This is a genomic window from Micromonospora sp. NBC_00858 (assembly GCF_045207365.1).
In the GTDB taxonomy this organism is placed as follows: Bacteria; Actinomycetota; Actinomycetes; order Mycobacteriales; family Micromonosporaceae; genus Micromonospora.
Window position 1 is genome coordinate 2,055,302 of record NZ_CP108828.1, and the last position, 26,692, is coordinate 2,081,993.

At 74.2% G+C, this 26,692-nt stretch carries 26 protein-coding genes and 1 pseudogene; 16 read left to right on the top strand and 11 right to left on the bottom strand.

The window, feature by feature from the left end; all coding sequences use genetic code 11:
- Nucleotides 1–176 precede the first annotated feature (176 nt).
- Together OG990_RS09665 and OG990_RS09670 are read left to right on the top strand one after the other, a co-directional pair.
- Complete coding sequence (locus tag OG990_RS09665) at nucleotides 177–1,004, top strand: hypothetical protein (RefSeq protein ID WP_406079953.1); 828 nt, start codon at nucleotides 177–179, stop codon at nucleotides 1,002–1,004.
- Entirely contained in the window at nucleotides 1,001–1,759 is a 759-nt protein-coding gene (locus OG990_RS09670; RefSeq protein WP_406079954.1) for an Asp/Glu racemase, read from the top strand. Before OG990_RS09665 ends, OG990_RS09670 begins: the two co-directional genes overlap by 4 nt.
- 25 nt (nucleotides 1,760–1,784) lie before the next feature.
- Here the strand turns inward: OG990_RS09670 and OG990_RS09675 are convergent, their stop codons facing one another.
- The 5 genes from OG990_RS09675 to OG990_RS09695 all read right to left on the bottom strand — a co-directional run bounded on the left by OG990_RS09675 (nucleotide 1,785) and on the right by OG990_RS09695 (nucleotide 7,011).
- Nucleotides 1,785–2,978, bottom strand: coding sequence for a low temperature requirement protein A (locus tag OG990_RS09675; RefSeq protein WP_406079956.1), 1,194 nt, complete (start codon nucleotides 2,976–2,978; stop codon nucleotides 1,785–1,787).
- 223 nt (nucleotides 2,979–3,201) lie between these two features.
- Nucleotides 3,202–4,167 carry a hypothetical protein gene (locus OG990_RS09680; protein WP_406079957.1) on the bottom strand — a complete coding sequence of 322 codons (966 nt, stop codon included), beginning with the start codon at nucleotides 4,165–4,167 and terminating at the stop codon, nucleotides 3,202–3,204.
- Nucleotides 4,168–4,410: 243 nt separating this feature from the next.
- The gene (locus tag OG990_RS09685) at nucleotides 4,411–5,760 is read right to left on the bottom strand and encodes an FAD-dependent oxidoreductase (protein WP_406079959.1); all 1,350 of its coding nucleotides are present in this window, start codon (nucleotides 5,758–5,760) and stop codon (nucleotides 4,411–4,413) included.
- Nucleotides 5,761–5,773: 13 nt separating this feature from the next.
- On the bottom strand, nucleotides 5,774–6,121 hold the full coding sequence (locus OG990_RS09690) for a TcmI family type II polyketide cyclase (protein WP_406079960.1): 348 nt from the start codon (nucleotides 6,119–6,121) through the stop codon (nucleotides 5,774–5,776).
- Between the two features lie 95 nt (nucleotides 6,122–6,216).
- The gene (locus OG990_RS09695; RefSeq protein WP_406079961.1) at nucleotides 6,217–7,011 is read right to left on the bottom strand and encodes a BTAD domain-containing putative transcriptional regulator; all 795 of its coding nucleotides are present in this window, start codon (nucleotides 7,009–7,011) and stop codon (nucleotides 6,217–6,219) included.
- Between the two features lie 446 nt (nucleotides 7,012–7,457).
- Between OG990_RS09695 and OG990_RS09700 the strand changes: the two genes are divergently transcribed.
- From OG990_RS09700 to OG990_RS09740, 9 genes are all read left to right on the top strand, one after another.
- Complete coding sequence (locus OG990_RS09700) at nucleotides 7,458–7,796, top strand: TcmI family type II polyketide cyclase (RefSeq protein ID WP_406079962.1); 339 nt, start codon at nucleotides 7,458–7,460, stop codon at nucleotides 7,794–7,796.
- Nucleotides 7,793–9,577 (top strand): acetyl-CoA carboxylase carboxyltransferase subunit alpha, encoded by a 1,785-nt coding sequence (locus tag OG990_RS09705; protein WP_406079964.1) that lies wholly within the window; start codon nucleotides 7,793–7,795, stop codon nucleotides 9,575–9,577. Before OG990_RS09700 ends, OG990_RS09705 begins: the two co-directional genes overlap by 4 nt.
- Before the next feature lie 110 nt (nucleotides 9,578–9,687).
- On the top strand, nucleotides 9,688–10,263 hold the full coding sequence (gene accB / locus OG990_RS09710; RefSeq protein WP_406081711.1) for an acetyl-CoA carboxylase biotin carboxyl carrier protein: 576 nt from the start codon (nucleotides 9,688–9,690) through the stop codon (nucleotides 10,261–10,263).
- Between the two features lie 20 nt (nucleotides 10,264–10,283).
- Entirely contained in the window at nucleotides 10,284–11,726 is a 1,443-nt protein-coding gene (locus OG990_RS09715; RefSeq protein WP_406079966.1) for an acetyl/propionyl/methylcrotonyl-CoA carboxylase subunit alpha, read from the top strand.
- Nucleotides 11,723–12,475, top strand: a complete 753-nt coding sequence (locus tag OG990_RS09720; protein ID WP_355608927.1) for an SRPBCC family protein — start codon at nucleotides 11,723–11,725, stop codon at nucleotides 12,473–12,475. The genes OG990_RS09715 and OG990_RS09720 overlap by 4 nt, the downstream gene beginning before the upstream one ends.
- A complete protein-coding gene (locus tag OG990_RS09725) occupies nucleotides 12,468–12,872 on the top strand; it encodes a cupin domain-containing protein (protein WP_328416379.1) in 405 nt (134 codons plus the stop codon). The genes OG990_RS09720 and OG990_RS09725 overlap by 8 nt, the downstream gene beginning before the upstream one ends.
- Nucleotides 12,873–12,927: 55 nt before the next feature.
- Entirely contained in the window at nucleotides 12,928–14,205 is a 1,278-nt protein-coding gene (locus OG990_RS09730) for a beta-ketoacyl-[acyl-carrier-protein] synthase family protein (protein ID WP_406079967.1), read from the top strand.
- Complete coding sequence (locus tag OG990_RS09735; RefSeq protein WP_406079969.1) at nucleotides 14,202–15,449, top strand: beta-ketoacyl synthase N-terminal-like domain-containing protein; 1,248 nt, start codon at nucleotides 14,202–14,204, stop codon at nucleotides 15,447–15,449. The genes OG990_RS09730 and OG990_RS09735 overlap by 4 nt, the downstream gene beginning before the upstream one ends.
- Nucleotides 15,446–15,784, top strand: coding sequence for an antibiotic biosynthesis monooxygenase family protein (locus OG990_RS09740; RefSeq protein WP_328426608.1), 339 nt, complete (start codon nucleotides 15,446–15,448; stop codon nucleotides 15,782–15,784). Before OG990_RS09735 ends, OG990_RS09740 begins: the two co-directional genes overlap by 4 nt.
- Before the next feature lie 325 nt (nucleotides 15,785–16,109).
- On the opposite strand, the gene OG990_RS09745 is transcribed toward OG990_RS09740, so the two are convergent.
- Entirely contained in the window at nucleotides 16,110–16,865 is a 756-nt protein-coding gene (locus OG990_RS09745; protein WP_406079971.1) for an SGNH/GDSL hydrolase family protein, read from the bottom strand.
- 43 nt (nucleotides 16,866–16,908) lie between these two features.
- Nucleotides 16,909–17,847 carry a sialidase family protein gene (locus OG990_RS09750; protein ID WP_406079972.1) on the bottom strand — a complete coding sequence of 313 codons (939 nt, stop codon included), beginning with the start codon at nucleotides 17,845–17,847 and terminating at the stop codon, nucleotides 16,909–16,911.
- A 268-nt stretch (nucleotides 17,848–18,115) separates the two neighbouring features.
- Between OG990_RS09750 and OG990_RS09755 the strand changes: the two genes are divergently transcribed.
- Nucleotides 18,116–18,592 carry a hypothetical protein gene (locus tag OG990_RS09755; RefSeq protein ID WP_406079974.1) on the top strand — a complete coding sequence of 159 codons (477 nt, stop codon included), beginning with the start codon at nucleotides 18,116–18,118 and terminating at the stop codon, nucleotides 18,590–18,592.
- Between the two features lie 112 nt (nucleotides 18,593–18,704).
- On the opposite strand, the gene OG990_RS09760 is transcribed toward OG990_RS09755, so the two are convergent.
- From OG990_RS09760 to OG990_RS09775, 4 genes are all read right to left on the bottom strand, one after another.
- Complete coding sequence (locus OG990_RS09760) at nucleotides 18,705–19,334, bottom strand: HAD family hydrolase (protein WP_328416385.1); 630 nt, start codon at nucleotides 19,332–19,334, stop codon at nucleotides 18,705–18,707.
- 9 nt (nucleotides 19,335–19,343) lie between these two features.
- Entirely contained in the window at nucleotides 19,344–19,748 is a 405-nt protein-coding gene (locus tag OG990_RS09765) for an MmcQ/YjbR family DNA-binding protein (RefSeq protein ID WP_328416386.1), read from the bottom strand.
- Nucleotides 19,749–19,767: 19 nt separating this feature from the next.
- Entirely contained in the window at nucleotides 19,768–20,691 is a 924-nt protein-coding gene (locus OG990_RS09770; protein WP_328416387.1) for an aminoglycoside phosphotransferase family protein, read from the bottom strand.
- Between the two features lie 61 nt (nucleotides 20,692–20,752).
- Nucleotides 20,753–21,967 carry an MFS transporter gene (locus tag OG990_RS09775; protein WP_406079977.1) on the bottom strand — a complete coding sequence of 405 codons (1,215 nt, stop codon included), beginning with the start codon at nucleotides 21,965–21,967 and terminating at the stop codon, nucleotides 20,753–20,755.
- 138 nt (nucleotides 21,968–22,105) lie between these two features.
- Between OG990_RS09775 and OG990_RS09780 the strand changes: the two are divergent.
- The 4 genes and pseudogenes from OG990_RS09780 to OG990_RS09795 form a co-directional block, all read left to right on the top strand.
- Nucleotides 22,106–23,237: pseudogene (locus tag OG990_RS09780) on the top strand (cytochrome P450); the annotation flags it as partial.
- Nucleotides 23,238–23,246: 9 nt separating this feature from the next.
- Complete coding sequence (locus tag OG990_RS09785; RefSeq protein WP_406079979.1) at nucleotides 23,247–24,233, top strand: alpha/beta hydrolase; 987 nt, start codon at nucleotides 23,247–23,249, stop codon at nucleotides 24,231–24,233.
- Nucleotides 24,223–25,341, top strand: coding sequence for an alpha-hydroxy acid oxidase (locus tag OG990_RS09790; RefSeq protein ID WP_406079981.1), 1,119 nt, complete (start codon nucleotides 24,223–24,225; stop codon nucleotides 25,339–25,341). Before OG990_RS09785 ends, OG990_RS09790 begins: the two co-directional genes overlap by 11 nt.
- Before the next feature lie 3 nt (nucleotides 25,342–25,344).
- Entirely contained in the window at nucleotides 25,345–26,685 is a 1,341-nt protein-coding gene (locus tag OG990_RS09795; RefSeq protein WP_406079983.1) for a PLP-dependent aminotransferase family protein, read from the top strand.
- The last annotated feature ends 7 nt before the right edge of the window (nucleotides 26,686–26,692 follow it).

Below are 26,692 nucleotides of genomic sequence, written 5' to 3' on the forward strand. Positions count from 1 at the left end.
GGCCCGCGACACCACCGGGATCGTCCGTCCGGCCGATGGCGTCCGCCGTCGGTACGGCCCGGGCATCGGCCGCCCGCATCGGGTAGTGAGGGCCGGCTATCGGATCGACGACCAACCCGGCCGCCGTACGCGTCGCCGGACGTAGAACTGCCTCACGGCCCCGCCGAGGAGGACTCATGGACGCGCCGACACCGCCCCTGTACATCGACCGCCCCGAGGACGTCGCGGCTGCGGCCCGCGCGTTGGCCGGCGGCGCGGTTGTCGCGGCGGCGTTCGCCAACTTCTACGTCATCGTCACCCGCCCGGACCCGGCCACCGTGCGCCGGGTCAACCTGGCCAAGGGCCGCCCGATCCACCAGGTCGGCAGCATCACCACAGCGGTCGGCCGGATCCCGGCGATGTTCGACTGGTCCCGGATCTCGCCCCGGCTGCCGGTCGGCCGGGTGCGGGCGCTGATGGACGCCCTCTACGGCGCCGGCCCGTTCGGCTTCCGTGGCCCCGCGGCGGACCGGCTGTCCGAGCATCTCACCCAGGTCGACCGAGGGCTGCGCACCACCCAGGTGATCGCGCCCGGGCTGACGTGCCCGTCCAACACCTTCTTCGAGCGGGCGCTCGCCGAGACCGGGTCGGACCACCTCTACATCACCTCGGCGAACCGGTCCCGGCACCTCACCGGCGCGGCGGAGGAACCGGCGCACTGGAAGGCCGGCGGTCTCGCCGCCGACTTCGCCCACCTCGACGACCTGGTGGTACTCGCCCATCGGGACGAGGCGGCGGCCCGCGCCGCCTACCCGGGCTACCTCACCACCTCGGTGACCCTGCTCTCCTTCCACGCACCGGAAGGAGAGCTGGAGGAACCGCCGGTGCTCACCGTGGACCGGCACGGCTCCCTGCACCTGGACGACGTGCGCCGCGCCGCCGCGCCGCTCGGGCTCCAGGTGCGCCTCGGCGGCGCCGCCGGGCAGCGCCTGCAGGTCCGGGGGTACGCCGGGGCGCTGGTGTGAGCGGCTACCGGATCGGCCTGGTGGTGCCCAGCTCGAACACCACCATGGAGACCGAGATCCCGGCGATGCTGCGCCGGCGCGAGACCGTCGACCCGACGGTCCACTTCACCACCCATGCCAGCCGGGTCCGGCTGCAGCAGGTGACGCCCGACGAACTGGCCCGGATGAACCGTTCGGCCCTCCGGTGCGCCGCCGAGCTGGCCGACGCCCGTTGCGACGTGCTCGCGTACGCCTGCCTGGTGGCGGTGATGTGCGAGGGCAGCGGCGCGCACGAGCGTGCCCAGCGGCGGTTGGGCCGCGCGGCAGGCCGGGCCGGTCATGAGATGCCGGTGGTGACCAGCGCGGGCGCGCTGGTCGCCGGGCTGCGTGCGTTGGGCGCCCGCCGGGTGGCGCTGATCGCGCCGTACCTGCCGCCGCTGACCGCGACCGTCGCCGGCTACCTCGCCGCGCACGGTGTGCGGGTGACGGAGGCGGTGAGTCTCAGCGAGCCGGACAACGTCGCGGTGGGTCGGATCCCGGCGCAGCGCCTAATGGAGCTGGCCGACCGCCTGGACGTGACCGACGTGGACGCGGTGGTCCTCTCCGCCTGCGTCCAGCTGCCGTCGCTGGCAGCGATACCGCCGGTGGAGGCCCGCCTCGGCCGCCCGGTGCTCACCGCGGCCACCGCCACCGTGCACCAACTGCTCACCGGCCTGGGCGTCGAGCCGTACGTGCCGGACGCGGGTCGGCTGCTGGCTGGGGCGGCGGCGCGCTGACCGGACTGCCTGGCGACCGGGTGGTTCAGTGCGGTGGGGCGGGGGCCTCCGGCGGCTTGCCGCGGCTGCGCCGAAAGTCCGCGTACGCCACGCCCGCCAGCACCAGCAGGGCACCGAGGGAGGCGAAGACCGGTGGCAGGAAGAGCGCCGCGGGCGCGATGGTCAGCAGCGCCAGCAGGCCGCCGGGGCGGGACAGCGACACCCGGCTGAACACCTCGTACTCGAACGCGGCCCGGCCAGCCAGGAACAGCGCCGGGCCGCCCAGGATCACCGCCAGCCAGGCCGGCGGCGTCCGCTGGGTCGGCTCGTGCAGCACCAGGTGGAATCCGGTGGCCGTGGTCGCCACCCCGGCGACCATCAGCAGGTGGGTGTACGGGGCGGTGAACAGGAACTTGCTCGGCTCCTTGGACGCCTGGATGGCCACCGGCAGCAGCTCGCCGGACTTGTGCACGTAGATCCGCCAGAGCACCAGGGTGGTCAGGAACGCCACCGCGAACGCCCCGATGTTCTCCAACTCGGAGTGTGCCAGGCTGAACATGGTGCCGATGGTCAGGATGGCGTCGCCGAGGGCGATGATGAAGAACTGCTGATAGCGCTCGGAGAGGTGCTCCGCGGTGACGTTGCGCTGCTTCTCCGGCACGACCCCGAGGCCGGGCACCGGGTACGCGAGCCGGAAACCGCCGTAGTCGATGGCGAGCGCGAGGGCCCAGCAGGCGATCCTGGCGTCGTCGCTGACGTACCCGCCGATGATCCAGGGGATCGCCGACACGGCGAACCAGACGAAGATCCGCGCCGCCCGGCGCTGGGTCTGCGGTTCCCTGCGCACGAGGGGCATCAGGAACAGCCCGCGGCCGAGGTGGATCGCCACGTAGGTGGCGGCGAAGACCAGCCCCCGGGCGCCGAACGCCTCCGGGATCGCGGTGGTCATCAGCAGCGCGCCGAACATCACCGCGGTGATCAGCAGCTTGATCTCGTTGCGTTGCGGGTCGTACATGTCGGTGACCAGGGTGGTGATGGCCCAGGTCCACCAGACGGCGGCCAGCAGGATCAGCGCTTCTGCGGCCCGGTGCCAGTCGAGGTCCTCGACCATGCCCCGGGAGATCAGTGCGAGCGCGACCACGTAGACCAGGTCGAAGAAGAGTTCCAGCAGCGTCACCCGGCGTGGGCCCTCCGGGTCGCGCAGCGGAGGGCCGGCCCCGGAGTCCGGCGCGAAGTGCACGGGCTGCTCCTGCGGTGCCGGTCGAATCGGCGGGGCCATCCGCCTGCCTCGACCGACGGTAGCGAGCAGCCGACGACGCTACCTCCCGGTTGTCCGGTCTTCCCTCGACCGAGGGTGATCGACTCGGGCCTCGGCGGTCGACGCGCGGTCGTTCCGCCCGAACGGCCGAGCCCCCGGCCCGCCGCCCCGCAGGACGGCCTCGCCGGGGGCCCGGTTCTCGTCGTCAGCCGCGGGCGTCGCCCGGCAGGACGGCGGCCATCTCGTCACCGGCGCCGGCCAGCACCCGGGCCTGCTGCGGCCAGCTGGCCAGCCCGGGGGCGGCACGCAGGCCGGCAGCCCGGATCAGGTCGCGCAGCGCCGGCTCGTCCAGCTCGCCGAGCTGGCCGTAGGTGCGTACGCCGGCGGCCTGCAACGCGGCCGCCATCTTCGGCCCGACCCCCTGGATCCGGCGGAAGTCGTCCGCCGGGCCCTCCGAGCCGGTGTCCGCACCGTTCGGCGCGGTGGCGGCGATCGGCCGGACCGGCGGCGTGGCCCGCACCGGCTCCGCGTCGACGTCCGCCGGCTCACTGGCCAGCGCCGCCTCCACCGGGGTCGTCTCCACCGGGGTCGTGTCGGCCGGCGTCGTGTCGGCCGGCGTGGCCTCGACCTCGGTCGTGGTGGCCTCGGTCGTGGTGGCCTCGATCGGCGTGGCCTCGGCCTGCGGCGCGTCCGTGGGCATGACGTCATCCGCCGGCTGGCGGGGGGCGATCACGGCCGCCGGGGCGGGCTGCTCCTCGACCGCGACCGGCGCGGGTTCCGGGTCCGCGGCGGGCTCGGGCCGGAGGTCCTCCGCATCGGACCGCTCGGTGGCGGAGAAGGCCGGCGGGGCGTCGGTCAACGCCATGTCGGCCGGGTCGACGGTGCTCGGGGCGCCTGCCGGGGCGGGATCGTCCGGCGTGGTCACCGCGGCCGGTGCGCTGACCGTGTCCACCGGGACCGGTTCGTCGGCGACCGCGGCCGGCGCCGGGTCGACGGTCGCTGCCGGCCGGGCCTCGTCGGTGGTGGCCGCCGGTGCCGGCGTGGCGACCATGGCCAGGCCAGCGACAGGATCTCCGTCCACGATCGACGGACCCTGCCCGCTGACCCGTACGCCCTGCCGACCGCGCAGCAACCATCCAGCGGCCAGGCCCAGCAGCAGTGCCAGTATCACTATCAGCGAGTGTCCGATAGACCACGCCACGGCGAATCTCCCTATCACGTCGTCAGAAAAGTCACGAGAAAAACTCGCCGCAGCTTTGCACATGCGCGTTTACGCCGACAGGGAGGATCGGTCGGGTGCGGTACGGGTGGGACGGTCGCCGCACCGGGTGCCGGATGGGTGACGCAGCGTTGCGCCGGGCACGACGGAATCCGGGCCCGGCGTGGGGACGCCGGACCCGGATCGGCAGGGGGATCAGTCCTGGTCGCCCTCGTAGGTGTGGAAGTCGTCGACGAACCGGCGGCGCAGTCGGGGTACCCGGCTGGTCACCCCGAAGTAGCCACGTGCGCCGAGCAGCGCGAGCCGACCCACCACCGGCCGGTACATCCGGTCGTCGCCGCTGGTGCCGCTGCGGTTCAGCGATTCGGTGACCCGGGCGAAGCCGTACGGGACCATCGCGGCCTCGTAGTCGGCGACCGCCTGCAGCAGCGTCTTGTCGCCGGCGACGGTGCGGGCGAGCTGCTGACAGAGCAGGCGGGCGTCGCGCAGCGCGGTGTTGGCGCCCACCCCACGACCGGGTGTCATGGTGTGGATGGCGTCGCCGAGCAGGGTGACCGTGCTGCTCTTCCAGGGCGGCACCGGCTCGGACGTGGTCACCTTGATCGGTAGGGCGCTGTCCGGCTCACCGCGGGTCAACAGCTCCCGCAGGTGTGGATGCCAGTTCGGGGTGAGGTCCAGGGCGACCCGTACGAGGTCCTCGCCGAGGCGCTGCATGACGTCGGCCGGGAACCGGCGGGCCGCGCTCCAGATGATCAGGTTGATGTTGTCGGTGGTGGTGTCGTGGGTCAGGCCCGGCCATTGGCGCAGCAGGGCGGCGTCGGCGTCGCCGACGCCGGGTTTGATCGCTCGCTCGGCGTCCCACTTGAACTCCATCATGTGCAGGACGCCCATCGTCCCGCCGGCGCCGAAGATCAGTGAGATGCCCTGGCGGACCCGCTCCGGGACGAGGTCGCGGGTGCGCGCGGTCAGCGGGATCCGGGTGGCGATGTTGATGGTGCCGGCGTCGCGGGTGACCGCGTGTGGCAGGTACTGGCGGCGTACCGCCGAGTGCGTGCCGTCCGCGGCCACCAGCAGGTCGCCGGTGGCGCTGGTGCCGTCGGCGAAGTACGCGGTGACCGTGCCGTCGTCGCGCTGCTCGTACCGGACGAAGGTCCGGTCGAAGTGCACGACGTCGTCCAGGCCGGTGAGCAGCACCTGGCGCAGCACCATCCGGGCCACCGAGTGCTCGGTGTGCACCGGGTCGGCGTCCGGCCGCAGCTCGAACGAGGCGGTCTGGCGCAGCCCCTGGGTGACCACGTTGAAGTAGCGCGGTGGCCGGGCGCAGGTGGCCAGGAACGTGGCGAACAGCTCCGGCGGCAGGCATTCCCGCAGCGCCCGGCTACCGGTCGGGCCGATGCCCACCCGGTAGCCGAGCAACCCCTCGGCGCGGTGGCGGTGCCGCTCGTAGACGGCGACGCTGATCCCGGCGCGGCGCAGCCCGTGTGCCAGGCACAGCCCGCCGGTGCCGGCGCCGATGATCAGGACGTGCGGTGCCGGGGTGGACACTTCGCCCGTCCGCTCAGCCGGCCGGGTGCGCCGCGGGCGCCTCGGCCGCGTCCCACCGGTAGAAGCAGCCGGCGATCGCGTCCCGGGGGGAGCGCCAGGTCGGCAGGTACGGCGAGGTGTGCGCGGAGAGCCGCTCGTTGACCTGCTGGAAGAGCGGGTGGTTGCGGGCGGCGGCCAGCGCGTCCGGGTCGACGTCCGAGGTCTCCATCAGGTGTACGTACACGTCGTGCAGGCAGTACAGGGACCGGTGTGTGACACCGGTCAGACCGGGCAGTTCGCTGGCGTCGGACTCGGCGAAGATCTGCGCCACCCGCCCCTCCGCGCCCGGGATGATTCGGCTGACGACCAGTAGACGACTCATGGGACCCCCTTTCCGCCGGTGGCCTCCCCGACCCTCGGGTCGACGGCCACGTGCTCCAAGGTGCCCACCGTGCCGCAGCGACTGTCACGTCACCGTCACGTACGCCGGCCGACCGGTGACGGCCGGCCGGCGGCCTCCCGGCTGGCCTCGCGGATCGGGGCGAGCGTGTCGTCGAGCAGGGCGCTCATCGCGGGGCTCGGCTCCAGGCGCAGCTCCCGGCGCAGCAGGTCGCGGTAGACGTAGAAGGCGTGTACGGCCTCGAAGGCGTTGCCCTCGGCGAGGTGGATGCGGACCACCAGCCGGTGCGGCGTCTCGCGCAGCGGCTCGGCGGCCATCGCCTCCAGCGCGGCCTCCAGCGCGTCACCGTGCCGCCCCGCGACCAGGTGCTGCCCGGCCAACTGCTCCAGCATGTGCAGGCGCAGTTGGCGCAGCCGCTCCCGGTCCAGCAGTACCCAGTCGTCGTACCAGCCGGGCAGCAGATCGTGCCGGCCGGCGGCGAGAGCTCCGGCGGCGGTGCGCGGCTCGTCGCCGTCCCGGACCCGGGCCGCCGTGCCGACCAGTTCGTCCACGTCGAGTCGGACCGCCGGGCCCAGCCGCACGGTGTCACCGGCCACGGTCAGCGGGCAGCAGGGGTCCTGCCGCAGCCGCCAGAGCGCCGTGCGCAGCGACGACAACGCCCGTTCCTCCGACGCGTCGGGCCAGAGCAGCCCGGCGAGCTGGCTGCGGGTGGCGCCGGGGCGCAGCCCGATCAGCGCGATGACCCGTTGCAGCCCGCGCGGCACCACGATCGGCGCCGCGCCAGGCAGCAGCCGGAAACCGCCGAGCAGATGCAGCGAGACGCCGGCCTCGGGAGGGTGTCCGGCGGTCGGCACGGATGGATCAGCGGCCACGGCGGCACCCCCTGCGGAACGCTCGTCCCGACTGTCTCCTGTGTCCCGGATCGGCTGCCCGTGACGCCACTGTCGACCCCAACGGTGGGGCACGACCATGGCTGTCGGGGCGCGGCCCCGCCCGCTCGAGCCGCCGGGCTGACCACGGTGAAGATTATCAATAGGGTCACGGTGAGTCAACGGAAGTGTGGACCTTCTGTCGGTGATCGGCCAACCGTGAGATCGGTTCTGAACTGCTAAAACATCCGCGCGAGTCCTTCGTCGCAGAGCTTCCCGGCGCATAGCTGATACACAGGTTGCGTCAACGCAGCGTCACCAGCCAGCGTCGCAGAACGGCCCGCCACGGTGACGCCGCCGTGACGTGGACTGCCGCATCGTGTCGGGAGTCGTCCAGCGGTCCGGGGCCACCCGCCGCCGGCCCGGACGCCGTGGGGGGAGGCCCAGCCATGGACCGATCGCTGATCGTCGCGAAGGTGGTCCCGACCGCCGAGGAGCGGGTCGCCGAGATCTTCGCCGAGTCGGACGCGACGGAGCTGCCGCGTCTGGTCGGCGTCCGGCACCGATCGCTGTACCGCCTGCACGACCTCTACGTGCACCTGCTCGAGACCGAGCAGCCGGCGCAGGGCGCGGTGGAGGCCGCCCGTGGCCATCCCGAGTTCGTCCGGGTCAGCGACCGGCTGCGGCCGTACGTCTCGCCGTACCTGCCGACCTGGCGGTCGCCGCGCGACGCGATGGCGCGCTGCTTCTACCGGTTCGACGCCGTGGGCGCCGGGCGGCGGTCGTGACCGCCACCGCGCCCCGCGAGGAGCAGCTCTGGTCCCGCTGCACGGGCTGCGCGAGCCTGCTGTACCGCAAACGCCTGCGGCGCAACCTGGACGTCTGCCCGGAGTGCGGCGCGCACGCCCGGCTCGGCGCCCCGGAACGCCTACGCCAGCTCGTGGACCCGGGCTCGCTGCGCCTGCTGCCCGACCGACTGCCGGAAGCGGATCCGATCGACTTCGTCGACGTGCTGCCGTACCCGCACCGGCTCACCGCAGCCCGGGCCAGTACCGGGCTGGCCGAGGCGGTCGTGTGCGCCACCGCCACCATCGGCGGGCACCCGGCCGTGCTGGCGGTGATGGACTTCCGATTTCTCGGTGGGAGCCTGGGATGCGCGGTGGGGGAACTGATAACCCGGGCCGCCGAACGGGCGCTGGACGACCGCAGCCCGCTCATCCTGGTCACCGCCTCCGGCGGGGCACGGATGCAGGAGGGCGCACTGTCGCTGATGCAGATGGCCACGGTCAGCCAGGCCATCGCCGCGCTGCGCGAGGCGGGTCTGCTCACCGTCAGCGTGCTCACCGACCCGACCTACGGCGGGGTGGCGGCGTCGTTCGCCACCAACACCGACCTGGTGCTCGCCGAGAGCGGCGCCCGGATGGGCTTCGCCGGGCCCCGGGTGATCCGCGAGGTCACCGGGCGGGCGTTGCCGGAGGGTTTCCAGACCGCCGACTTCCTGCTGCGGCACGGTCAGATCGACATGGTGGTGCAGCGCCGGTCGCTGCGCGGGCGGTTGACGGCGCTGCTCGCCGCGACCCGTACCGGCCGCCCGGCGCGCCCGCCCGTACCCCGGCAGGAGCCGGCGCCGGGCCATGAGCGCCTGGCCGACGACGGCTCGACGGTGGCGCCCGCGACGATCCCGCCGGTCGGCGAGGGTCGAGGCGCGTCCGCCGGCACACCTACGGCCAGCGCCGACCCGGCGCCGGCGGCACGCGACCCCTGGGACACCGTGCGGGTGGCCCGCAACCCCGGTCGACCCACCACTCTGGACTACCTCGACTCCGTCTTCGACGGGTTCGTGGAGTTGCACGGCGACCGGCTCGGCGGGGACTGCCCGGCGGTCGTCGGCGGCGTGGCCCGGCTGGATGGCCGGCACGTGATGGTGATCGGCCACCAGAAAGGGCACACGACGGCCGAGCTGGTGGCCCGCAACTTCGGCATGGCCAGCCCGGCCGGGCACCGCAAGGCGCTGCGGCTGATGCGCCTCGCCGCCCGGCTCGGCCTACCGGTGGTGACCCTCGTCGACACCCCCGGCGCGGACCCGGGGGTGGGCGCCGAGGAGCAGGGCCAGGCGGCGGCCATCGCGGAGAACATCCTCACCCTGACCGTGCTGCCCACCCCGGTGCTGGCCGTGATCACCGGCGAGGGCGGTAGTGGTGGTGCGCTGGCGCTCGCGGTCGCCGACCGGGTGCTGATGCTCCAGCACGCCGTCTACTCGGTGATCAGCCCGGAGGGCTGCGCCGCCATCCTCTGGCCCGACCGGTCCGCGGCGCCGCAGGCGGCCCGCGCGCTGCGGTTGACCGCGCCCGACCTGCACCGGCTCGGGGTGGTCGACGAGATCGTGCCGGAGCCGGCGGCGGCCGCGCACGACGACCCCGCGGAGACCGCCCGGCGGTTGCGCGCCGCGTTGCTGGCCAATCTGCTGCCACTGCTGGACGTACCGCCCGCGATGCTGGTCCGTCTCCGCCGACAGCGGTTCCGGCGGTTCGGCGCGGCGCGTACCGGTGCCCGGGCGGGTGCCCGGTGACCGCCGGGGACCGGGCGGTGTCGACTGTCCAGGCGCCCGGCGATGACGCGCTGTCCGCCGCCGGGACGCCCGGCGTCGACCGTCGGTCCGCCGGGCACAACGGCGCGTCCCTGCACCCCGAACCGGGCAACGGGCACGGCGGGGTCCGGCTCGACGCCGACCGTCCACCGGACGGCAGCCGGCCCGACGACGCCGGGGCGGGCGGCGAGGAGGTGCTGGCCGGGCTGCGCCGGCAGGCGCGCCAACTGGTCGCCGAGCTGAGCGGGCCGGTGCGCCGGATCCGGCTGCGCAGCGGGCCGGCGGTGCTGGAGGTCGAGTGGCACCCTGGCGATCCGGCGCGGCCGGACGTACCCCCGGCTCCGCCGCCGGTCGAGGCGGCGACCGTGCCGCCGGCCGCGACGGTGCCCGGCCCGCCGGCGGCGGTGATCCGGCCGCCGGTGCCCGGGCGCGCCGCGGTCCGGGCACCCATCGTCGGCACCTTCTACCGGGCGCCGGAGCCCGGCGCGGCGCCGTTCGTCGCCGTGGGTGACCTGGTCCGCCCGGGTCAGCCGATCGCCATCGTCGAGGCGATGAAGCTGATGAACGAGGTGGCCGCCGACCGTGCCGGTCGGGTGGTCGCGATCCTCGTCGAGGACGGCCAGCCGGTGGAGTACGACCAGCCGCTGGTCGAGCTGGATTCGGCCTGATGGCGCGGGTGGGGTGACCGATGTTCGAGACCGTGCTGATCGCCAACCGCGGCGAGATCGCGCTGCGGGTGCTGCGGGCCTGCCGGGAGCTCGGCGTCCGGACGGCGGTGGTCTACTCCGCCGCGGACGCCGACTCGGCGGCGGTCCGCCTCGCCGACCAGGCCGTCCGGATCGGGCCTGCGTCGAGCCGCCGCAGCTATCTCAACGCCGCCGCCATCGTGGAGGCGGCGCGGCAGGTGGGCGCGCAGGCCGTGCACCCCGGCTACGGATTCCTCTCCGAGGACGCCGATTTCGCCGAGATCTGCGCCGACAACGGGCTGATCTTCATCGGCCCGCCGCCAGCGGTGATGGCCGCGCTGGCCGACAAGTCCTCGGCCCGGGCCCTGATGAGCCGGGCAGGCCTGCCGCTGCCGCCGGGCAGTGTCCAGCCGGTGCCGACCGCCGCCGCCGCGGCCGAGCTGGCCGACGCCATCGGCTACCCGGTGATCGTGAAGGCCGCCGCCGGTGGCGGCGGCCGGGGGATGACCGTGGTGCGCACGCCGGGCGAACTGCCCCGGGCGTACACCCGCACCCGGGCCGCCGCGCAGGCCGCCTTCGGCGACGACCGGGTGTACGTCGAGCGGTACCTCACCGAGGCGCGGCACGTGGAGGTGCAGGTGCTCTGCGACGGGCACGGCAACGGGGTGCACCTGGGCACCCGGGACTGCTCGGTGCAGCGCCGGCACCAGAAGCTGGTCGAGGAGGCGCCCGCGCCGGCGCTACCCGCCGGCACCCTCGACACCATCGCGGAGACCGCGTTGCGCGGCGCGCTGGAGGTCGGCTTCGTCGGCGCCGGCACGCTGGAGTTCCTGGTCGACGCGGAGGAACGGTTCCACTTCCTGGAGATCAACTGCCGGATCCAGGTGGAGCACCCGGTCACCGAGATGGTCACCGGGATCGACCTGGTGCACGAGCAGCTGCACATCGCCGCCGGGGTGCCGCTGCGCTGGCGCCAGGAGGAGATCCGGCTGCACGGCGTCGCGGTGGAGTGCCGGGTCAACACCGAGGACCCCGAGCGCGGCTTCGCCCCGACCCCCGGCCGGCTGGAACGGTTCGTGCCGCCCGGCGGCCCGTTCACCCGGGTGGACACCCACGCCAGCGCCGGCTACGTGGTCGGCCCCTGGTACGACTCGCTGCTGGCCAAGGTGGTGGTGTGGGCGCCCGACCGGGAGTTGGCACTCAACCGGCTGGAGCGCGCCCTGGAGGAGTTCGACATCGCCGGGCCGGGCGTGCGAACCACCATCCCGTTCGTCCGGCGGGTGCTCGACGACGCCGCATTCCGCAAGGGCCGGTACACCACCGGCCTGGTCGACCGCCTGCTCGCCGCGTCCGGCCCGGCGCCCGCGCAGCGGCCGGCGGCCACCCCCGCACCGCGCACCGCGCCCGCCGCGGAGCCCGACGTATCCCACAGGAGGACCCGATGACCGTCACCCATGGTCGCCCGTTGACCGCCGAGATCACCGACATCCTGGTGGCGCACTGCGGGCTGGACGCCGACGCCGCGGCCCGGGCGCCCGCCGCGTCGCTGGAGGAGCTGGGCATGGACTCGCTCGCCCTGCTGGAACTCTCCGCCGTCGTCGCCGACCGATGGCAGGTGAGCATCCCCGAGCAGGCCGGCCAGCTGAGCATCCCTGCGGTGGCCGACCTGGTCGCCCGCCGCGCCGACCCGCCCGGGCACACCGAGAACGGCACGCTCATCGACGCGCCGCTGGCACTGGTCTGGGAGATCACCAACGACGTGTCGAACTGGACCGAGCTGTTCACCGAGTACGCCGTGGTGGAGATCCTGCACCGCGACGGGCACACCGTCCGGTTCCGGCTCACCATGCACCCCGACGAGAACGGGGTGGCCTGGAGCTGGGTCAGTGAACGCACGGCCGACCCGGTGAGCCGGCAGGTCCGGGCGCACCGGGTGGAGACCGGGCCGTTCGAGTACATGCGCATCCACTGGCGCTACACCGAGGAGGCCGGCGGCACGCGGATGACCTGGGTGCAGGACTTCGCCATGAAGCCGACCGCGCCGGTCGACAACGCCGCCATGACCGAGCGGATCAACACCAACAGCGTCATCCAACTCACGGTGATCAAGGACCGGGTGGAGCGGATCGCCCGGGAACGCGCCGACCAGGGCCGCCCGGCCGGCAACGAGCCGACGGAGGCCGACGATGAGTGACCTGAGCACCCGGCCGATCGCCGCCCGGGACGTACCCGCCGACCGGCGGCGCGGCGGTGAGCTGCGGGTGCTGCTCGGCCCCCGCACCGTCGGCAGCACCTCCGGCTTCCTCGGGGTGGCCGCGCTCGCGCCGGGGGAGCAGATCGCCGAGCACTACCACCCGTACAGCGAGGAGTTCCTGTATGTGGCGCGCGGTGCGATCACCGTCGACCTGGACGACCAGCCGATGCTGTTGGCCGCCGGCGAGGCGCTGTTCGTGCCGATCAACGTGCGGCACCGGCTGCGCAACACCGGCGTCGAACCGGCCGAGGTGGTCTTCCACCTGGGTCCGCTGGCACCCCGGCCCGAGTTGGGGCACGTCGACACCGAGCTCGTCGAGCAGCGAGGCGGGTCGTGAGCGCGAGGAGTGAGCCGGGGTTGCGAGCCCCGCAGTCGCGAACCGAGGTGGCGTCGTGAGCGGGCGCCGCACGGTGGTGACCGGAATCGGGGTGGTCGCCCCCGGCGGCGCCAGCCGGGACCGCTTCTGGAAGACCATCACCGAGGGGCGGACCGCCACCCGGCGAATCAGCTTCTTCGACCCGTCGGCGTTCCGCTCGCAGATCGCCGCCGAGTGCGACTTCGACCCGATGGCCGCCGGGCTCACCGAGGCCGAGCGGCGCCGGGCCGACCGGTACGTGCAGTTCGCGCTGGCCTGCTCCGCCGAGGCGATCGCCGACGCCGGGCTGGTGCTCACCGACGCCGAGCGGGACCGGGCCGGGGTGGTGCTCGGCACCGCCGTGGGCGGCACGATGGCCCTGGAGCAGGAGTACGTGACGGTCAGCGAGCACGGCCGGCGCTGGCTGGTCGACGCGGCGCGCGGCGGCCCGTACCTCTACCAGGCCCTGGTGCCCAGCAGCCTGGCTGCCGACGTGGCGTGCCGGCACGGGCTGCACGGCCCGGCGCAGGTGGTCTCCACCGGCTGCACCTCCGGCATCGACGCCATCGGCTACGCCCACCAGATGATCGTGGACGGTGAGGCAGACGTGGTGCTGGCCGGCGCGGCCGACTCGCCGATCTCGCCGGTCACCGTCGCCTCGTTCGACGCGATCAAGGCGACCAGCCCGGACAATGACGACCCGGCGCACGCCTCCCGCCCGTTCGACGCCGACCGGCACGGGTTCGTGCTGGCCGAGGGCGCGGCGGTGCTGGTGCTGGAGGAGGCCGGGCACGCCCGGCGGCGGGGCGCGCACGTCTACTGCGAGGTGGCCGGCTACGCCAGCCGCAGCAACGGCTACCACATGACCGGGCTGCGGCCGGACGGGCTGGAGATGGGGCTGGCCGTCACCGACGCGCTCAAGCAGGGACGGATCGCCCCCGACCAGGTCTCCTACATCAGCGCGCACGGCTCGGGCACCCGACAGAACGACCGGCACGAGACGGCCGCGTTCAAGCGGGCGCTGGGCCAGGCCGCGTACCGGGTGCCGATCAGCTCGATCAAGTCGATGGTCGGGCACTCGCTCGGCGCGATCGGGTCGATCGAGATGGCCGCGTGCGCGCTGGCCATCGAGTTCGGCGTGGTGCCGCCGACGGCCAACTGGACCACCCGGGACCCGGAGTGCGACCTGGACTACGTGCCGAACGAGGCGCGGGAGGTCCCGGTGGACGTGGCCCTGTCAGTGGGCAGCGGCTTCGGCGGCTTCCAGTCGGCGATGGTGTTCCGCCGACTGCCCGAGGCGGTGGCGGCCCGGTGACGGCCCGGGCGGTGGTGACCGGCATCGGCGTCGTCGCGCCCAGCGGCGTCGGCGTGGACGCGCACTGGCGGACCGTGCTCGCCGGCACCCGGCGGACCGGGCCGATCACCCTGTTCGACCCGGCCGGCTACCCGACCCGCTTCGGCGGGGAAGTACCCGGTTTCACCGCCGACGGGTACGCCGACAGCCGGCAGTTGGTGCAGACCGACCGGTGGACGCATCTCGGCTTCGCCGCCACCCGGCTGGCGCTGGCCGACGCCGGCCTGCCCGAACGGGCCCCCGACCCGTACGGCTACGCGGTGACCCTGGCCAGTTCGTCCGGCGGAAACCTGTTCGGCCAACGGGAGCTGCAACGGCTCTGGGGCGGTTCGTCGCGCACCGTCGGGGCGTACCAGTCGATCGCCTGGTTCTACGCGGCCAGCGTCGGGCAGCTCTCCATCCACCACCAGTTCAAGGGCCCGAGCGGGGTGCTCGTCGCGGAGGCGGCCGGCGGGCTGGACAGTCTGGCGCACGCCGCCCGCGCGGTACGGCGGGGCACCCCGGTGGTGATCGCCGGGGCCACCGAGTGCCCGCTGAGCCCATACGCGCTGGCCTGTCAACTGCGCTCCGGGCTGCTCAGCGACGTGGCAGACCCGGAGCGGGCGTACCGGCCGTTCGACGCCGAGGCCAGCGGCTACCTGCCGGCCGAGGGTGGTGCGGTGTTCGTGGTGGAGGAGTTGGGGCACGCGCTGTCGCGGGGCGCCCGGATCTACGGCGAGGTCAGCGGCTGGGGCGCCACCCACGACGCCGCGCACACCACGGCGGACAGCGCCGGCGACCCGGCCCAGTACGCCCGGGCGATGCGGCTGGCCCTGGACCGGGCCGGCGTCGCGGCGGCCGGGATCGACGTGGTGCTGCCCGACGCCCTCGGCGTGCCCCGCTACGACCGCAGCGAGGCCGAGGCGCTGCGGGCCGTCTTCGCCGACCGGCCGCCTCCGGTGACCACGCAGAAGTCGTTGACCGGGCGGGCGTACCAGGGCGGCTCGGCGTTGGACGTGGCCACCGCGCTGCTCGCCTTCGCGCACGACACGCTGCCCGCGTCCGCCGGCCCGGACGAGGCGGCCGATGGATGCGAGCTGGACTTCCTGCGCGAGCACCGCCGGCCGCGCAGCCGGCTCGCGCTGGTCTGCGCACGGGGCTTCGACGGGTTCAACAGCGCGCTGGTCCTGCGCGGGGCCGCGCCGGCGAGGCGAGAGACATCATGAGCGAGCAGAGGGCCCGGGTGGTCTTCCTGGTGCGGGTGCCCCAGGCGCGCACCGAGCGGTTCCTCGCCGCGTACGAGGCGGTCCGGCATCTGGTCGCCGGCGGGGTGCCGGGGCATCTCGTCGACCAGGTCTGCCGCTCGTCGACGGACCCGGAGCAGTGGCTGATCACCAGCGAGTGGGCGAGCCTGGCCGACTTCGAGAGTTGGGAACGCAGCCCCGAGCACCGGGACCTGGTGCGCCCGATGCGGGAGTGCTTCACCGACGCCCGCTCGCTGCGCTTCCACATCCACGCCCAGACCCCCACCCCCGTCCTCGCCGAGGCGCCGCCGACCTGATCGCGCCCAATCCCGCACGCGGTGGCCTCGCCCTCGGGCGAGGCCACTGTCACGTGGACGAGCACGATGCGGGTCGCCATCGGCCGTTCGGCGCCGGCCGCGCATCGAATGCACGACGCGTCATCCGTCGGTGACGCTCCGCCGGCATACCCGCCCGATCCTGCCCGCCGAACGGGCTGGGGGCAATCCTGCCAGCCCCCCTTTCTGATCCAGCCATTTGCATCTAGCAATGCCCCGCCGGGGCGTCGTAAGGTTCCCGCAGCACCCCGACAGGCGTACGTGATGGGCATATTTGCCCTCTTTGATGCTGGGCGCCTGGACCACCTCATCGCCGCCTGACGATTGCACTCACCCCTTGACCCCAAGCCGCGGTCGGTGCCAATACCTCATGATCACCCCCGTGTGGGGCGAGGAGGTGGGTGGATAGGCGGCGGAGGGTTTCCGCCGTCGCAATGGCGTCGCTGCGGGCGCTGCCGTGTCGGCCGTCGGTGCTGCAGAGGCTTGGATCGGCGGTTAGCGGGTGGTCGGTCAGGTGTACGTGCAGGGTGCCCAGCCGCTCGGCCAGCCTCGCCGTGTGCGCGGACAGGAGGCGCATCCGTTCCCGGAGGCCGGCACGCAACGGCTCGGGTACCGCCGGGCTGTGCGACACGTCGAACATGCCCACCGTGATGACGTCCGCGCCGACGTCCCGCAGTGCGCTGATCATGGCGGTCAGCTCGGCGTCCACCGCGTCCGCGTCGCACGCCGGGTGGAAGGCGTCGTTGCCGCCGCAGACCACCAGCGCGAGGTCCGGGTCGAAGGCCAGCGCCGCGGCGAGCTGACCGGCCCGGACCTGGTGCGCCCGTAGCCCGCGCCGGCCCAGGTTCCGGTACGCCAGCCCGGGGCGGACGGCGGTCAGCTCGGCGGCGATCCGGTCGGCCCACTGCACGTCCGGGTAGCCCGGCGTCGGCTCGCACATCCCCTCCACGACGCTGTCGCCGAGCGCCACGGACCGCCGCCACGGATGCCCGCGCAGCCGCTCGGCGGCCTCGCCAGGACGAAGGCAGTACGGGTCCGTCGATTCGGTGAGCGTCGATGGCATGCCGGCACGTTAACCGAAGCGGGGCGCCCCGGCCATGGCCCGCTCAGCCGGTCAATCTGATCTCCGCGAGATAGACGCTGGCCTGTCCCTCATGGGAGGAGTAGTAGCTGACCCAGAGCAGGTCGTCGTGCCAGACCAGGCCGGGGTAGCTGGTGTCGCCGCCGGAGGGCAGCGCGACCAGCTCGGTCAGCTCGCCCCGGTCGGGGTCGACGGCGCAGACCGCGGTGCGTACCTCGCCGTCGAGCAGGCGTACCCCGGCCAGCAGCCGCCCGTCGGGCAGTCGGAGCAGCGTCGGCCCGCCCACCTGGACGCCCAGGTCGGTCCAGCGCCAGTCCCGGTACGGCGGCTGGGCCTGGCCGAGCTGCGCGGTGGGGTTGGCCCCGTCACGGCGCAGCAGGCAGAGCGCCGTGCCGTCCGGGTCGACGACCAGCCCCGACTCGTTGGGGTACCCGTCCGCGAACAGCGTCGGCACCCACGGCTGGAGGTCGACGCCGTCCGTGCTGCGGTAGAGCCGGGCGAACCTCGGTTCACGGGTGGCGTAGCCGACGCCGTACATCGTGCCGTCGTGCCAGGCCGCCCGCCACACCCAGACGCCCGGTTCGCCGACCGGGATCGGGTCGCCCCAGGCGTGCCCGTCGACGGAGAGCCAGGTCACCGTCTGGAACGTCTTGGTGGCCTCTCCGGCGGCGGCCGCCGCCAGCAGTTGCAGCCGCCCGTCGGGTCGCGGGACGAAGCGCGGGTCGCGCAGGTCGGTGCCGGCCTGACGGACGACCGCCGCGGAGGTCCACGACCGCCCGTCGGTCGACGTCAGCACCCGGATCACGCCGTCGTCGGAGAGGTGGGTCCGCGCCTCGCGGAAGGCGCAGAACCAGCTCCCGGCGTACCGGACGAGGTCGGTGAACGCGCTGTGCGGCGCGCTGTCGCCGATCCGGTGGACGGCGGTGACCTCGGCAGTGGTGCGGCGGGTGGGTGACGACGTCATGCGCGGCGGCCTCCTGGCGCTGGGGAGCGGGATGTCCCGGGTGCCGGCCAGCGCCCGGTTCCGCTTGGTGGGTGCCGGCCCGTGCGCCCGACCTGTCGCCGGCCGCCCGGGCCCGGGCGCGGTGACGACGGCCGACGCTAGCCGCCCTTGCCGAAGCCCGCGCGGCCACGAGACGAACGCACGACGAACTCCCCGGACGGGCGTGGCCGGGCTGTCGGATTGGTGTCGTCCACGCGGCGGCGTCGGCGCGCTGGGGTGGGGTGGAGGCATGCTCAGTTCGTTTCTCCAGTCCCTGGCGACCATCCTGGTCGAGGAGATCGTCAAGCGGCTCGTTGAGTGGCTCGCGCCGAAGGCGCTGCGGGCCGTGCCGCATCCCGCCTCACCGAACTGCCCGCGCTGCGGCGGGTACGGCGTGGCCCGCTGGGCGCCCGGTGGGGTGCGGGTGGTCTTCCTGCTGTCCCTGCTGGTCTTCACGTGGGGCTTCGCGGGCCTGCTGCTCGGCGTGCCGGTGGTGGTGTTGACAGTGGTCGGTGTGGTGTTGTCGGACGGCTTCGGCGCGCTGCTGCCCGCCCTCCTCGCGCTGCTGGGCCTGCCGTTCTCCGCCACCGTGATGATCGCGGGCGCGTTCGGGCTGGCCTACTACCAGAGCTACCCGCCGAAGTGCAACCGTTGCCATGGCAGCTGGCCGCAGCGCGAGCGCGACGAATACCTGCGGGCGACCCGGCCAGTGTTCACCTGCGCTTGAGGTCAGCGGCTACGGGTGCCCCGGGCCGCCGGGGCGCGGCTGCGCTGCCCACGCTGCGGCACCGAACACGCCACCCCGACCCCGGCCGGCCGCTGACGCGACCGCCGGTCGGTCAGGCGAAGAGCGCGCGGAGGTCGCGGGGGTGGGCCACGGTCAGGTCGGCGGGCGTGTGCGGGTCGTACTGGTGGCCCCAGCGCGCCGCCACCGCCAGCGCACCGGCGTCCCGGGCGGCCCGCAGGTCGAGGGGTGAGTCGCCGACGTAGGCACTCCGCTGCGGCGCGACTCCGAGGCGGCGGCAGGCCAGGACGACCCCGTCGGGGGCCGGCTTCGGCCGGGTCACCTCGTCGCCGCCGATGATGACCCGGAAGTGGCCGGCCAACCCCACCCGCTCCAGCAGGATGCGGGCGGCCCGGTGACTGGCACCGGTGAACAGCCCGAGTGGCGCCCGACCGGCCAGGCCCGCCAGCAGCTCGGGCACACCGTCGTAGCTGGCGACCTGCTCGGCGACAGCGGCCAGCTCCGCGTGGTACCGCTCGACGTCCGTCTCGGTGGCGGGCCGGCCGAGCAGTGCGGTGAGCAGGGCCGACGGCGCGCCGAGCGGGTAACCGGCGATGATCTCCTCGTCGGTGTGCTGCCGCCCGCCGCCAGCGAGGATGGCGGCCCGGTACGCGGCCGGCACCGCGGCGTGTGAGGCGATCAGCGTGCCGTCCATGTCGAAGACGATCGCGTCCACCTGCTCCACCCGCCGAGCCTAGCCGTCGGTTGGCTCCTGCTGGGCTCGGTGGGCGGCGGCGAGGCGTTTCGGGGCGCGGGCGTACCACCCCTCGATGATCACCTCGGTCAGCTCGGGCAGGCCGATCCGGTCGAGCCGGACCAGCACGGCCGGGTAGCCGTCGAAGTGCGGGGTGGTGAGGTAGACCGACGGGTCGTCGGCGAGCAGGGCCTCCTTGACGCCGAGGTCGGGCACCCGTACGCCGAGGACCGGACCGTCGGGCGCGGCCGTGCCGAGGGCGGCGAGGTCTGCCCCGCGCAGTGGTCGTTCCCAGACGAACTGCTTGTCCCGCACCCGCCAGGCGGGCAGCCCGTCGTACGAGGCCCGTTCGGTGGTCTCGGGCAGTGCGAGTGCGATCCGGCGGACGTCCTCCCAGCTGGCCATGTCCACACGGTACGGGGATTCAGGGGGCCACGGCGTGCTCGGCGAGCAGTTGACCGAGCACGTGGCGGGCCTCGGCGGCCTTGGCCGGCTCCGGGTTGTCCAGGGTGATCAGCGCCTTCCACAGCGCCCAACCGCGCCCGCGAGCCCAGGTGGCCTCGTCAACGCCGAGCGCGTCGCGGAAGGCGGCCCGGCTGGCGCCGTACAGCAGTGTCCAGGCGATCACGGTGTCGCAGGCGGGATCGCCGACGCCGCAGCAGCCGAAGTCGATGACGGCGGCGAGCCGGCCGTCGCGGACCAGCAGGTTGCCGGACGCGACGTCGCCGTGGAACCAGACCGGCGGCCCGGCCCAGGTGGCGTCGAGGGCGGCCTGCCAGATGCCGGTGACCGCGTCGACGGGCAACCGGTCGCGGTGCGCCTCGATCGCCGCCCGGGTCTCCGCGTCGTAGGTGGACAGCGGACCGCCCCGCCAGGCGCTGTGCCGGCCGGCCGCCGGCCCGCCGGTGGCGTCGATGCCCCTCAGCGCGCGCAGGAAGCCGGCGAGATCGGTGGCGAACCGGGTCAGGTCGCCGATCCGCTCGACCTGGGCGGTCCGCCCGTCGATCCACCGGTAGACCGACCACGGGTACGCGTAGCCGGCGCCGGCACGGCCGTGGGCCAGCGGGGCGGGCACCTCCAGCGGCAGCAGTGGGCCGAGCACCGGCAGCCAGCGCTGTTCCTTGGCGACCTGGAGGGCGTACCCCTCGCCGCTGGGCAGCCGCACGGTCATCGCGTCGCCCAGGTGGAAGGTGCGGTTGTCCCAGCCGCCGACCTCGACCGAATGGACCGGCAGTTCCGCCCAGTGCGGGAACTGCTCGGCCACCAGGCGGCGGACCAGTGCCACGTCGATCCGGGCCGCCACCGGGTGGTTGGTGTCCGGTACGTCGGGGAGGGGCTGTGTTCTCATCCGTCCGAGCCTGCGGGGGTGGGCCTGGGCCCGCAACCGATTTGCCCGGGGAGTCAGGGGGTCATGGCGGGGTGGGGTGTGCCGGCGTGACCGGGCGGTCCGTGCAGGTCAGCAGCGGGTACGCGGTGACCAGCAGGCACGCCGCCGCCATGACCAGCAGCGCCGGGGTGAGCCCGAGCGCGTCCACCGACCAGCCGCCGAGCAGCGCGCCGACCGGCAGCCCGATGAAGGCCAGCGAACCGGAGATGCCGATCACCCGGGTCTGCAACTCCGGCGGCACCCGCTCGTAGAGCGCCACCCCGAGCAGCGGGTTGACCGCCGCGATGCCGATCCCGGACAGGAAGGTCACCACGAGCACCACCGGTAGCTCGTCGCTGATCGCCAGCGCGACCAGACGGGGTGTGCCGGCGACCAACGCCCCGATCAGGAAGGTCAACCGGCGGGGCAGCCGCGGCCCGAGCGCGGTGAACAGCACGTTGCCCAGCAGCGCCCCCGCCGAGAACGCCGCCAGCACCAGGCCGAGCCCGGTGGGGCCGTGCAGCTCCCGGGCGACCCAGACCGGGATGTAGACCGCCACGCTGGCGTTGGCCACCATGTTCAGCGCCGAGATGACCACGAGCATGCCCAGCAGCGGCCGGTCCCGGCCCAGGTAGCTGAACCCGCCGCGCAGCGCGCGCAGATAGCTCTCCGGCTGGGCGGGTTGCGCCGGGGCGGCCGGTGGACGGACCACGACGCCGATCAGCAGCGCGCAGATCCCGAAGCTGGCCGCGTCGATGAGGATCGCCCCGGTCACCCCGAACCCGGCGATCAGCAGGCCGCTCACGGCGGCGCCGAACAGGGTCACCACCCGGCTCAGCCCGTCATACGCGGAGGTCAGCTGGATCAGCTGCACCCCGGCGGCCTCGGCGGCCGGCCGGAACATCACGTGCTTGACCCGGTCCCCGATGCCGCGCATCGCGCCGGCCACCGCCACCAGCGCCACCAGCGGGGCGAAGCCCAGCCACGGGGTCAGTGCCACGATCAGCATGGCCGCCGCGCTGCCCACGTCGCACATGATCGAGGTGCGGCGCAGGCCGATCCGATCCGCCCACGGCGTGCCCAACGCGTTGGACAGCAGGTACGGCAGCGTCTCGGCGAACGCGACCAGGCCCATCTTGGTCGGGCTGCCGGTGGTGACCAGCACCAGCCACGGGATGGTCACCATCGAGATGCGGGTGCCCAGGTTCGAGATCAGGTCCGCGCCGACCAGGACGACCAGTTGCCGGCGGGGGGTCACGCCCCGACCGCCGCCGCCCGCCGCGCCGCCCCAGGCTGGCCGGGTCCCGGGCGTCGTAGACCAGGGCGTCGGGGCGGGCCAGCCGGATGAACTCGTCGACCTCCCGGCGCGCGGTGACCGGGGCGACCCGCATCGGGCCTGCACCGGCTCGGGCCGATCAGCGCGGTGCCGGCTCGCGCCGAGCACCGCACGGTGGCCGCCGTGGCGGTCGGGTACGACCTGGTCGACGGGCTGCTGCGCGATCCGGAGTGGACCAAGCAGCCGCCGCCGGGCTGGCAGGAGCAGGAGATCCTGCGTACCTTCCAGACCTCGATGATGTTCGTCAACCCGCCCGATCACACCCGGCTGCGGCACGTCTTCTCCCGCACCTTCACGCCGCGCCGGCTGGGCGCGCTGGAACCGGTGATCCTGCGGGTGGTCGACGAGCTGCTGGACCGGATGGCCGACGCCGGGGGTGGCGTCCTCGACTTCGTGGCCGACTTCGCGTACCCCATCCCGGCCCTGGTGATGGCCGAGTTCATCGGCATCCCAACGGCGGACCTGGCCCGGTACCGCGAGTGCGTGGAGCGGATCGACGATTTCCTCGACGTGGCCGGGAAGACCCCGCAGCGGCTGGCCGCGGCGAACACCGCGGCGGAGGAACTGCGGGTCTTCTACCGGGGGCTGCTGGCACACCTCCGTCGGGCGCCCGGGGAGGACCTGATCAGCGGCCTGGTCGAGGCGGTCGACTCCGGTGAGGTGGAGCTGACCGAGGACGAGCTGATCAGCAACCTGATCGTGCTGTTCAACGCCAGCTTCGTCACCACTGTCTACATGTTCAGCAACGGCCTGCCGCTGCTGCTGGCCCACCCGCAGACGGTCGCCGCCCTGCCCGGCGACGAGGAGCTGACCCGGGGCTGCGTCGACGAGGTGCTGCGGCTGGAGAGCCCGGTGCACTTCCTGGCCCGGGCCGCGCCCGCGGACACCGTGCTGGACGGCGTGCCGGTCGCCCGCGACGACAACGTGCTGATCATCATCGGGGCGTCCAACCGGGACCCGGCGCGGTTCCCGGACCCGCACGCCTTCGACCCGACCCGGGCCGCCGTCGCTGGCCTTCGGGGTGGGCCTGCACTTCTGCCTCGGCGCGGCGGTGTCCCGGCTGGAGTGGCGCCTCGCGCTGCCCCGGCTGTTCGCCCGGTTCCCCCGGCTGGCGGTCACCGAGACGCCCACGTACAGCGGTAGCCTCTTCCTGCGCGGCATCGACAAGCTGCTGGTCAGCACCGGCGGATAGGAGACCGGCATGGCCCTGCACCCGGAGGTGGCGGCGTACCGGGCCGCCCGCGCCGCGGCCGGCACCCCACCGTTGTACGCGCAGACCCTGCCCGAGGCGCGTGCCGCGGACCTGGCCGCGATCCGTGCCGGCGGCGGCGTGGTCGAGCCGGTGGCCGAGGTACGCGACGAGCGGATTCCCGGCCCCGCCGGTGAGCTGCCGGTCCGGGTGTACCGGCCGGCCGGGCGAGGACCGCTGCCAACCCTGCTGTACTTCTTTGGCGGCGGGTGGACGCTCGGCAGCATCGACACCGCCGATGGCATCTGCCGGCGGCTGGCCAACGCGGTGCCCTGCCAGGTGGTCACCGTCGGCTACCGGCTGGCCCCGGAGCACCCCTTCCCGGCCGCGGTGCACGACTGTCACGCCGCCACCCGGTGGATCGCCGGGCACGCCGACCGGCTCGGCGTGGACCCGGACCGGCTGGCCGTGGGCGGGGACAGCGCCGGCGGGAACCTGGCCGCCGCGGTCACCCTGCTCTGCCGTGCGGGTGGGCCTCGGCTCGCCGCGCAGCTGCTGGTCTACCCGAACACCGACCAGAGCGGCGATCCGGCCGGCCCGGTCGACGACGATCCGGCGCTGTTCAACCGCCGCTCGGTGGCCTGGTACCGGACGCACTACCTGGCCGACCCGGCGCACGCCCGGGACCCGCTGGCCTCGCCGCTGCTCGCCGACGACCTGTCCGGCCTGCCGCCGGCGCTGGTGGTCACCGCCGAGCTGGACCCGCTCCGCGCCGAGGGGCAGCGCTACGCCGAGCGGCTGAGCGCCGCCGGCGTGCCCGTCGAGCTGGAGCACTACCCGGGCATGATCCACGGTTTCTTCGCCATGCCCGGCGCGTTCGCCGACGGCCGGCGGGCGCAGGAGAGCGCGGCGGCGTTCCTGCGGGAGCGGTTCGGGCTGCCACCCGAGCAGGACGGGCCGGTCACCGCGCCGGCCGGTACGGGGGTGCATGGTGGCTGAGCAGGTGCTGACCGACCTGTCGACCGAGTCGCCGGCGGTGTCGCTCGCCGACTACGCCGAACGGGCCCGCGCGGTGCTGCCGGCGGACGTCTGGGACTACATCGCCGGCGGCAGCGCGGCCGAGGTGACCCTGGCCGCCAACCGGTCCGCGCTGGACCGGGTCGCGGTGCTGCCCCGGATGCTGCGCGGGGTGGGCACGGTCGACCTCGGCGCCCGGCTGCTCGGCCGTCCGTACGCGATGCCGGTCGGGGTGGCGCCGATGGCGTACCAGCGGCTGGTGCACCCGGGCGGAGAGCTGGCCCTCGCCGCGGCGGCCGGGGCGGCGGGGGTGCCCTACCTGGCGAGCACGCTGGGCAGCACGCCGATCGAGCAGGTCGCCGGCGCGGGCGCGGAGGTCTGGTTCCAGCTCTACTGGCTGCGCGAGCGGGCTCTGGTCCGCGACCTGCTGGACCGGGTCGTCGCGGCGGGCTGCCGGGCGCTGGTGGTCACCGTCGACGTGCCGGTGCTCGGCCGGCGTCCGCGGGACCTGCGCAACGCGTTCCGGCTACCGGATGACGTGGTCGCCGCGAACCTGCCCGACGGCCGGGACGCCCTGGCGCACGCCGGTGCCCCGGGGGTGTCCGCGATCGCCGCGCACACCGAGGCGTCGTTCGCGCCGGCGCTGAGCTGGGCGGACCTGGCCTGGCTACGCGAGCAGATCGACCTGCCGCTGGTGGTCAAGGGAGTCCTGGATCCCCGGGACGCGGCCGAGGCGGTGCGGATCGGAGCGGACGCGGTGGTCGTCTCCAACCACGGCGGCCGGCAGTTGGACGGGGCGCCGGCCAGCGTCATCATGCTGCCGGAGGTCGTCGACGCGGTCGGCGACCGGTGCCAGGTGCTGCTGGACAGCGGGATCCGCGGCGGCACCGACGTGCTGCGGGCGCTCGCGTTGGGCGCCGCGGGGGTGCTGGTCGGCCGACCGTTGCTCTGGGCGCTGGCCGCCGGTGGCCAACCCGCCGCGCGGGACGCGTTGGCTCTGCTCGCCGCCGAGCTGCGCGATGCCCTCACCCTGGCCGGTTGCCCTGACCCGGCGGCGGCGGCCGAGCTCCGTACGCTCGCGGTGGGCTGAGCGGTGGCCGTCACCGCACCGGTCGACCTGAGCGTCGCCGACCTGCACCCCGCGCTGGGCGATCCGGCGCTGACCTCGATGAACTTCCTCAACGAGGTGTCCGAGCGCTATCCGGCGGCGGTGTCGCTGGCCGCCGGCCGGCCGTACGAGGAGTTCTTCGACCTGGCGGCGGTGCACCGGCACCTGGACACGTTCCACCGGCACCTCATCGACGAACTGGGCCACCGGCCCGAGCAGGCCCGGCGGCTGCTGCTGCAGTACGGCCGGACCAAGGGCATCGTGCACCACCTGATCGCCCGCAACCTGGCGGTCGACGAGGGGATCGTCATCGACCCGGAGTCGGTCGTGGTGACCGTCGGCTGCCAGGAGGCGATGTTCCTGGTGCTGCGGGCGCTGCGGGCCGGGCCGGCGGACGTGCTGCTCGCGGTCGCCCCGACCTACGTCGGGTTGACCGGCGCCGCCCGGCTGGTGGACCTGCCGGTGTGGCCGGTCGCCGCCGGGCCGGCCGGGGTGGACCTGGCCGACCTGCGGGTCCAGGTGCGCCGGGCGCGGGCGGCGGGGTGCCGGCCGCGCGCCTGCTACCTGATGCCGGACTTCGCCAACCCGTCCGGGGTGAGTATCGACCCGGACGACCGGCGGCGGCTGCTGGCGCTGGCCGCCGAGGAGGACCTGCTGCTGCTGGAGGACAACCCGTACGGGCTGTTCCACCTCGACGACGGCCCGCGTCCACCGACCCTGAAGGCGTTGGACACCGACCGGCGGGTGGTCTACCTCGGCTCGTTCGCCAAGACCGTGCTGCCTGGTGCGCGGGTCGGCTACGTGGTCGCCGACCAGCGGGTGGCCGGAGCGGACGGCCGGGTCGGCCCGCTCGCCGACCAGCTCGCCATGATCAAGAGCATGGTCACGGTGAACACCGCACCGATCGCGCAGGCGGTGATCGGCGGCCGGCTGTTGGAGCACGGGTGCAGCCTGGTGCCCGCCAACACCCGGGAGCGGGCCGCGTACGCCCGCAATCTGCGGCACCTGGTGGCCGGGCTGGCCCGGCGGTTCCCGGACCGGCCGAGCCGGCCGGCGGCGGTGCGGTGGACCGTACCCGCCGGGGGGTTCTTCGTGGTGGTGACCGTGCCGTTCGCGGTCGACGACGCGCTGCTGGACCGGTCGGCGCGCGACTACGGAGTGCTCTGGACGCCGATGGCGCACTTCTACGACAACACCGCCCCGGTGTGCGCGCTGCGGCTGTCGGTCAGTGCGGTGACACCGGAGCAGATCGACCTGGGGCTGGACCGGCTGGCCGCCCTGATCACCGACGAGTTGGCCCGCCGGGCGCCCAGCTCGGTGTGTTGACACACCG

Excerpts from the sequence above, each read along its gene's own strand:
- OG990_RS09665 (WP_406079953.1), top strand. The coding sequence starts at position 177 with ATGGACGCGCCGACACCGCCCCTGTACATCGACCGCCCCGAGGACGTC.
- OG990_RS09690 (WP_406079960.1), bottom strand. The coding sequence starts at position 6,121 with ATGAGTCGTCTACTGGTCGTCAGCCGAATCATCCCGGGCGCGGAGGGG.
- OG990_RS09700 (WP_406079962.1), top strand. The coding sequence starts at position 7,458 with ATGGACCGATCGCTGATCGTCGCGAAGGTGGTCCCGACCGCCGAGGAG.
- OG990_RS09715 (WP_406079966.1), top strand. The coding sequence starts at position 10,284 with ATGTTCGAGACCGTGCTGATCGCCAACCGCGGCGAGATCGCGCTGCGG.
- OG990_RS09720 (WP_355608927.1), top strand. The coding sequence starts at position 11,723 with ATGACCGTCACCCATGGTCGCCCGTTGACCGCCGAGATCACCGACATC.
- OG990_RS09725 (WP_328416379.1), top strand. The coding sequence starts at position 12,468 with ATGAGTGACCTGAGCACCCGGCCGATCGCCGCCCGGGACGTACCCGCC.
- OG990_RS09740 (WP_328426608.1), top strand. The coding sequence starts at position 15,446 with ATGAGCGAGCAGAGGGCCCGGGTGGTCTTCCTGGTGCGGGTGCCCCAG.
- OG990_RS09745 (WP_406079971.1), bottom strand. The coding sequence starts at position 16,865 with ATGCCATCGACGCTCACCGAATCGACGGACCCGTACTGCCTTCGTCCT.
- OG990_RS09750 (WP_406079972.1), bottom strand. The coding sequence starts at position 17,847 with ATGACGTCGTCACCCACCCGCCGCACCACTGCCGAGGTCACCGCCGTC.
- OG990_RS09755 (WP_406079974.1), top strand. The coding sequence starts at position 18,116 with ATGCTCAGTTCGTTTCTCCAGTCCCTGGCGACCATCCTGGTCGAGGAG.
- OG990_RS09765 (WP_328416386.1), bottom strand. The coding sequence starts at position 19,748 with ATGGCCAGCTGGGAGGACGTCCGCCGGATCGCACTCGCACTGCCCGAG.
- OG990_RS09770 (WP_328416387.1), bottom strand. The coding sequence starts at position 20,691 with ATGAGAACACAGCCCCTCCCCGACGTACCGGACACCAACCACCCGGTG.
- OG990_RS09785 (WP_406079979.1), top strand. The coding sequence starts at position 23,247 with ATGGCCCTGCACCCGGAGGTGGCGGCGTACCGGGCCGCCCGCGCCGCG.
- OG990_RS09790 (WP_406079981.1), top strand. The coding sequence starts at position 24,223 with ATGGTGGCTGAGCAGGTGCTGACCGACCTGTCGACCGAGTCGCCGGCG.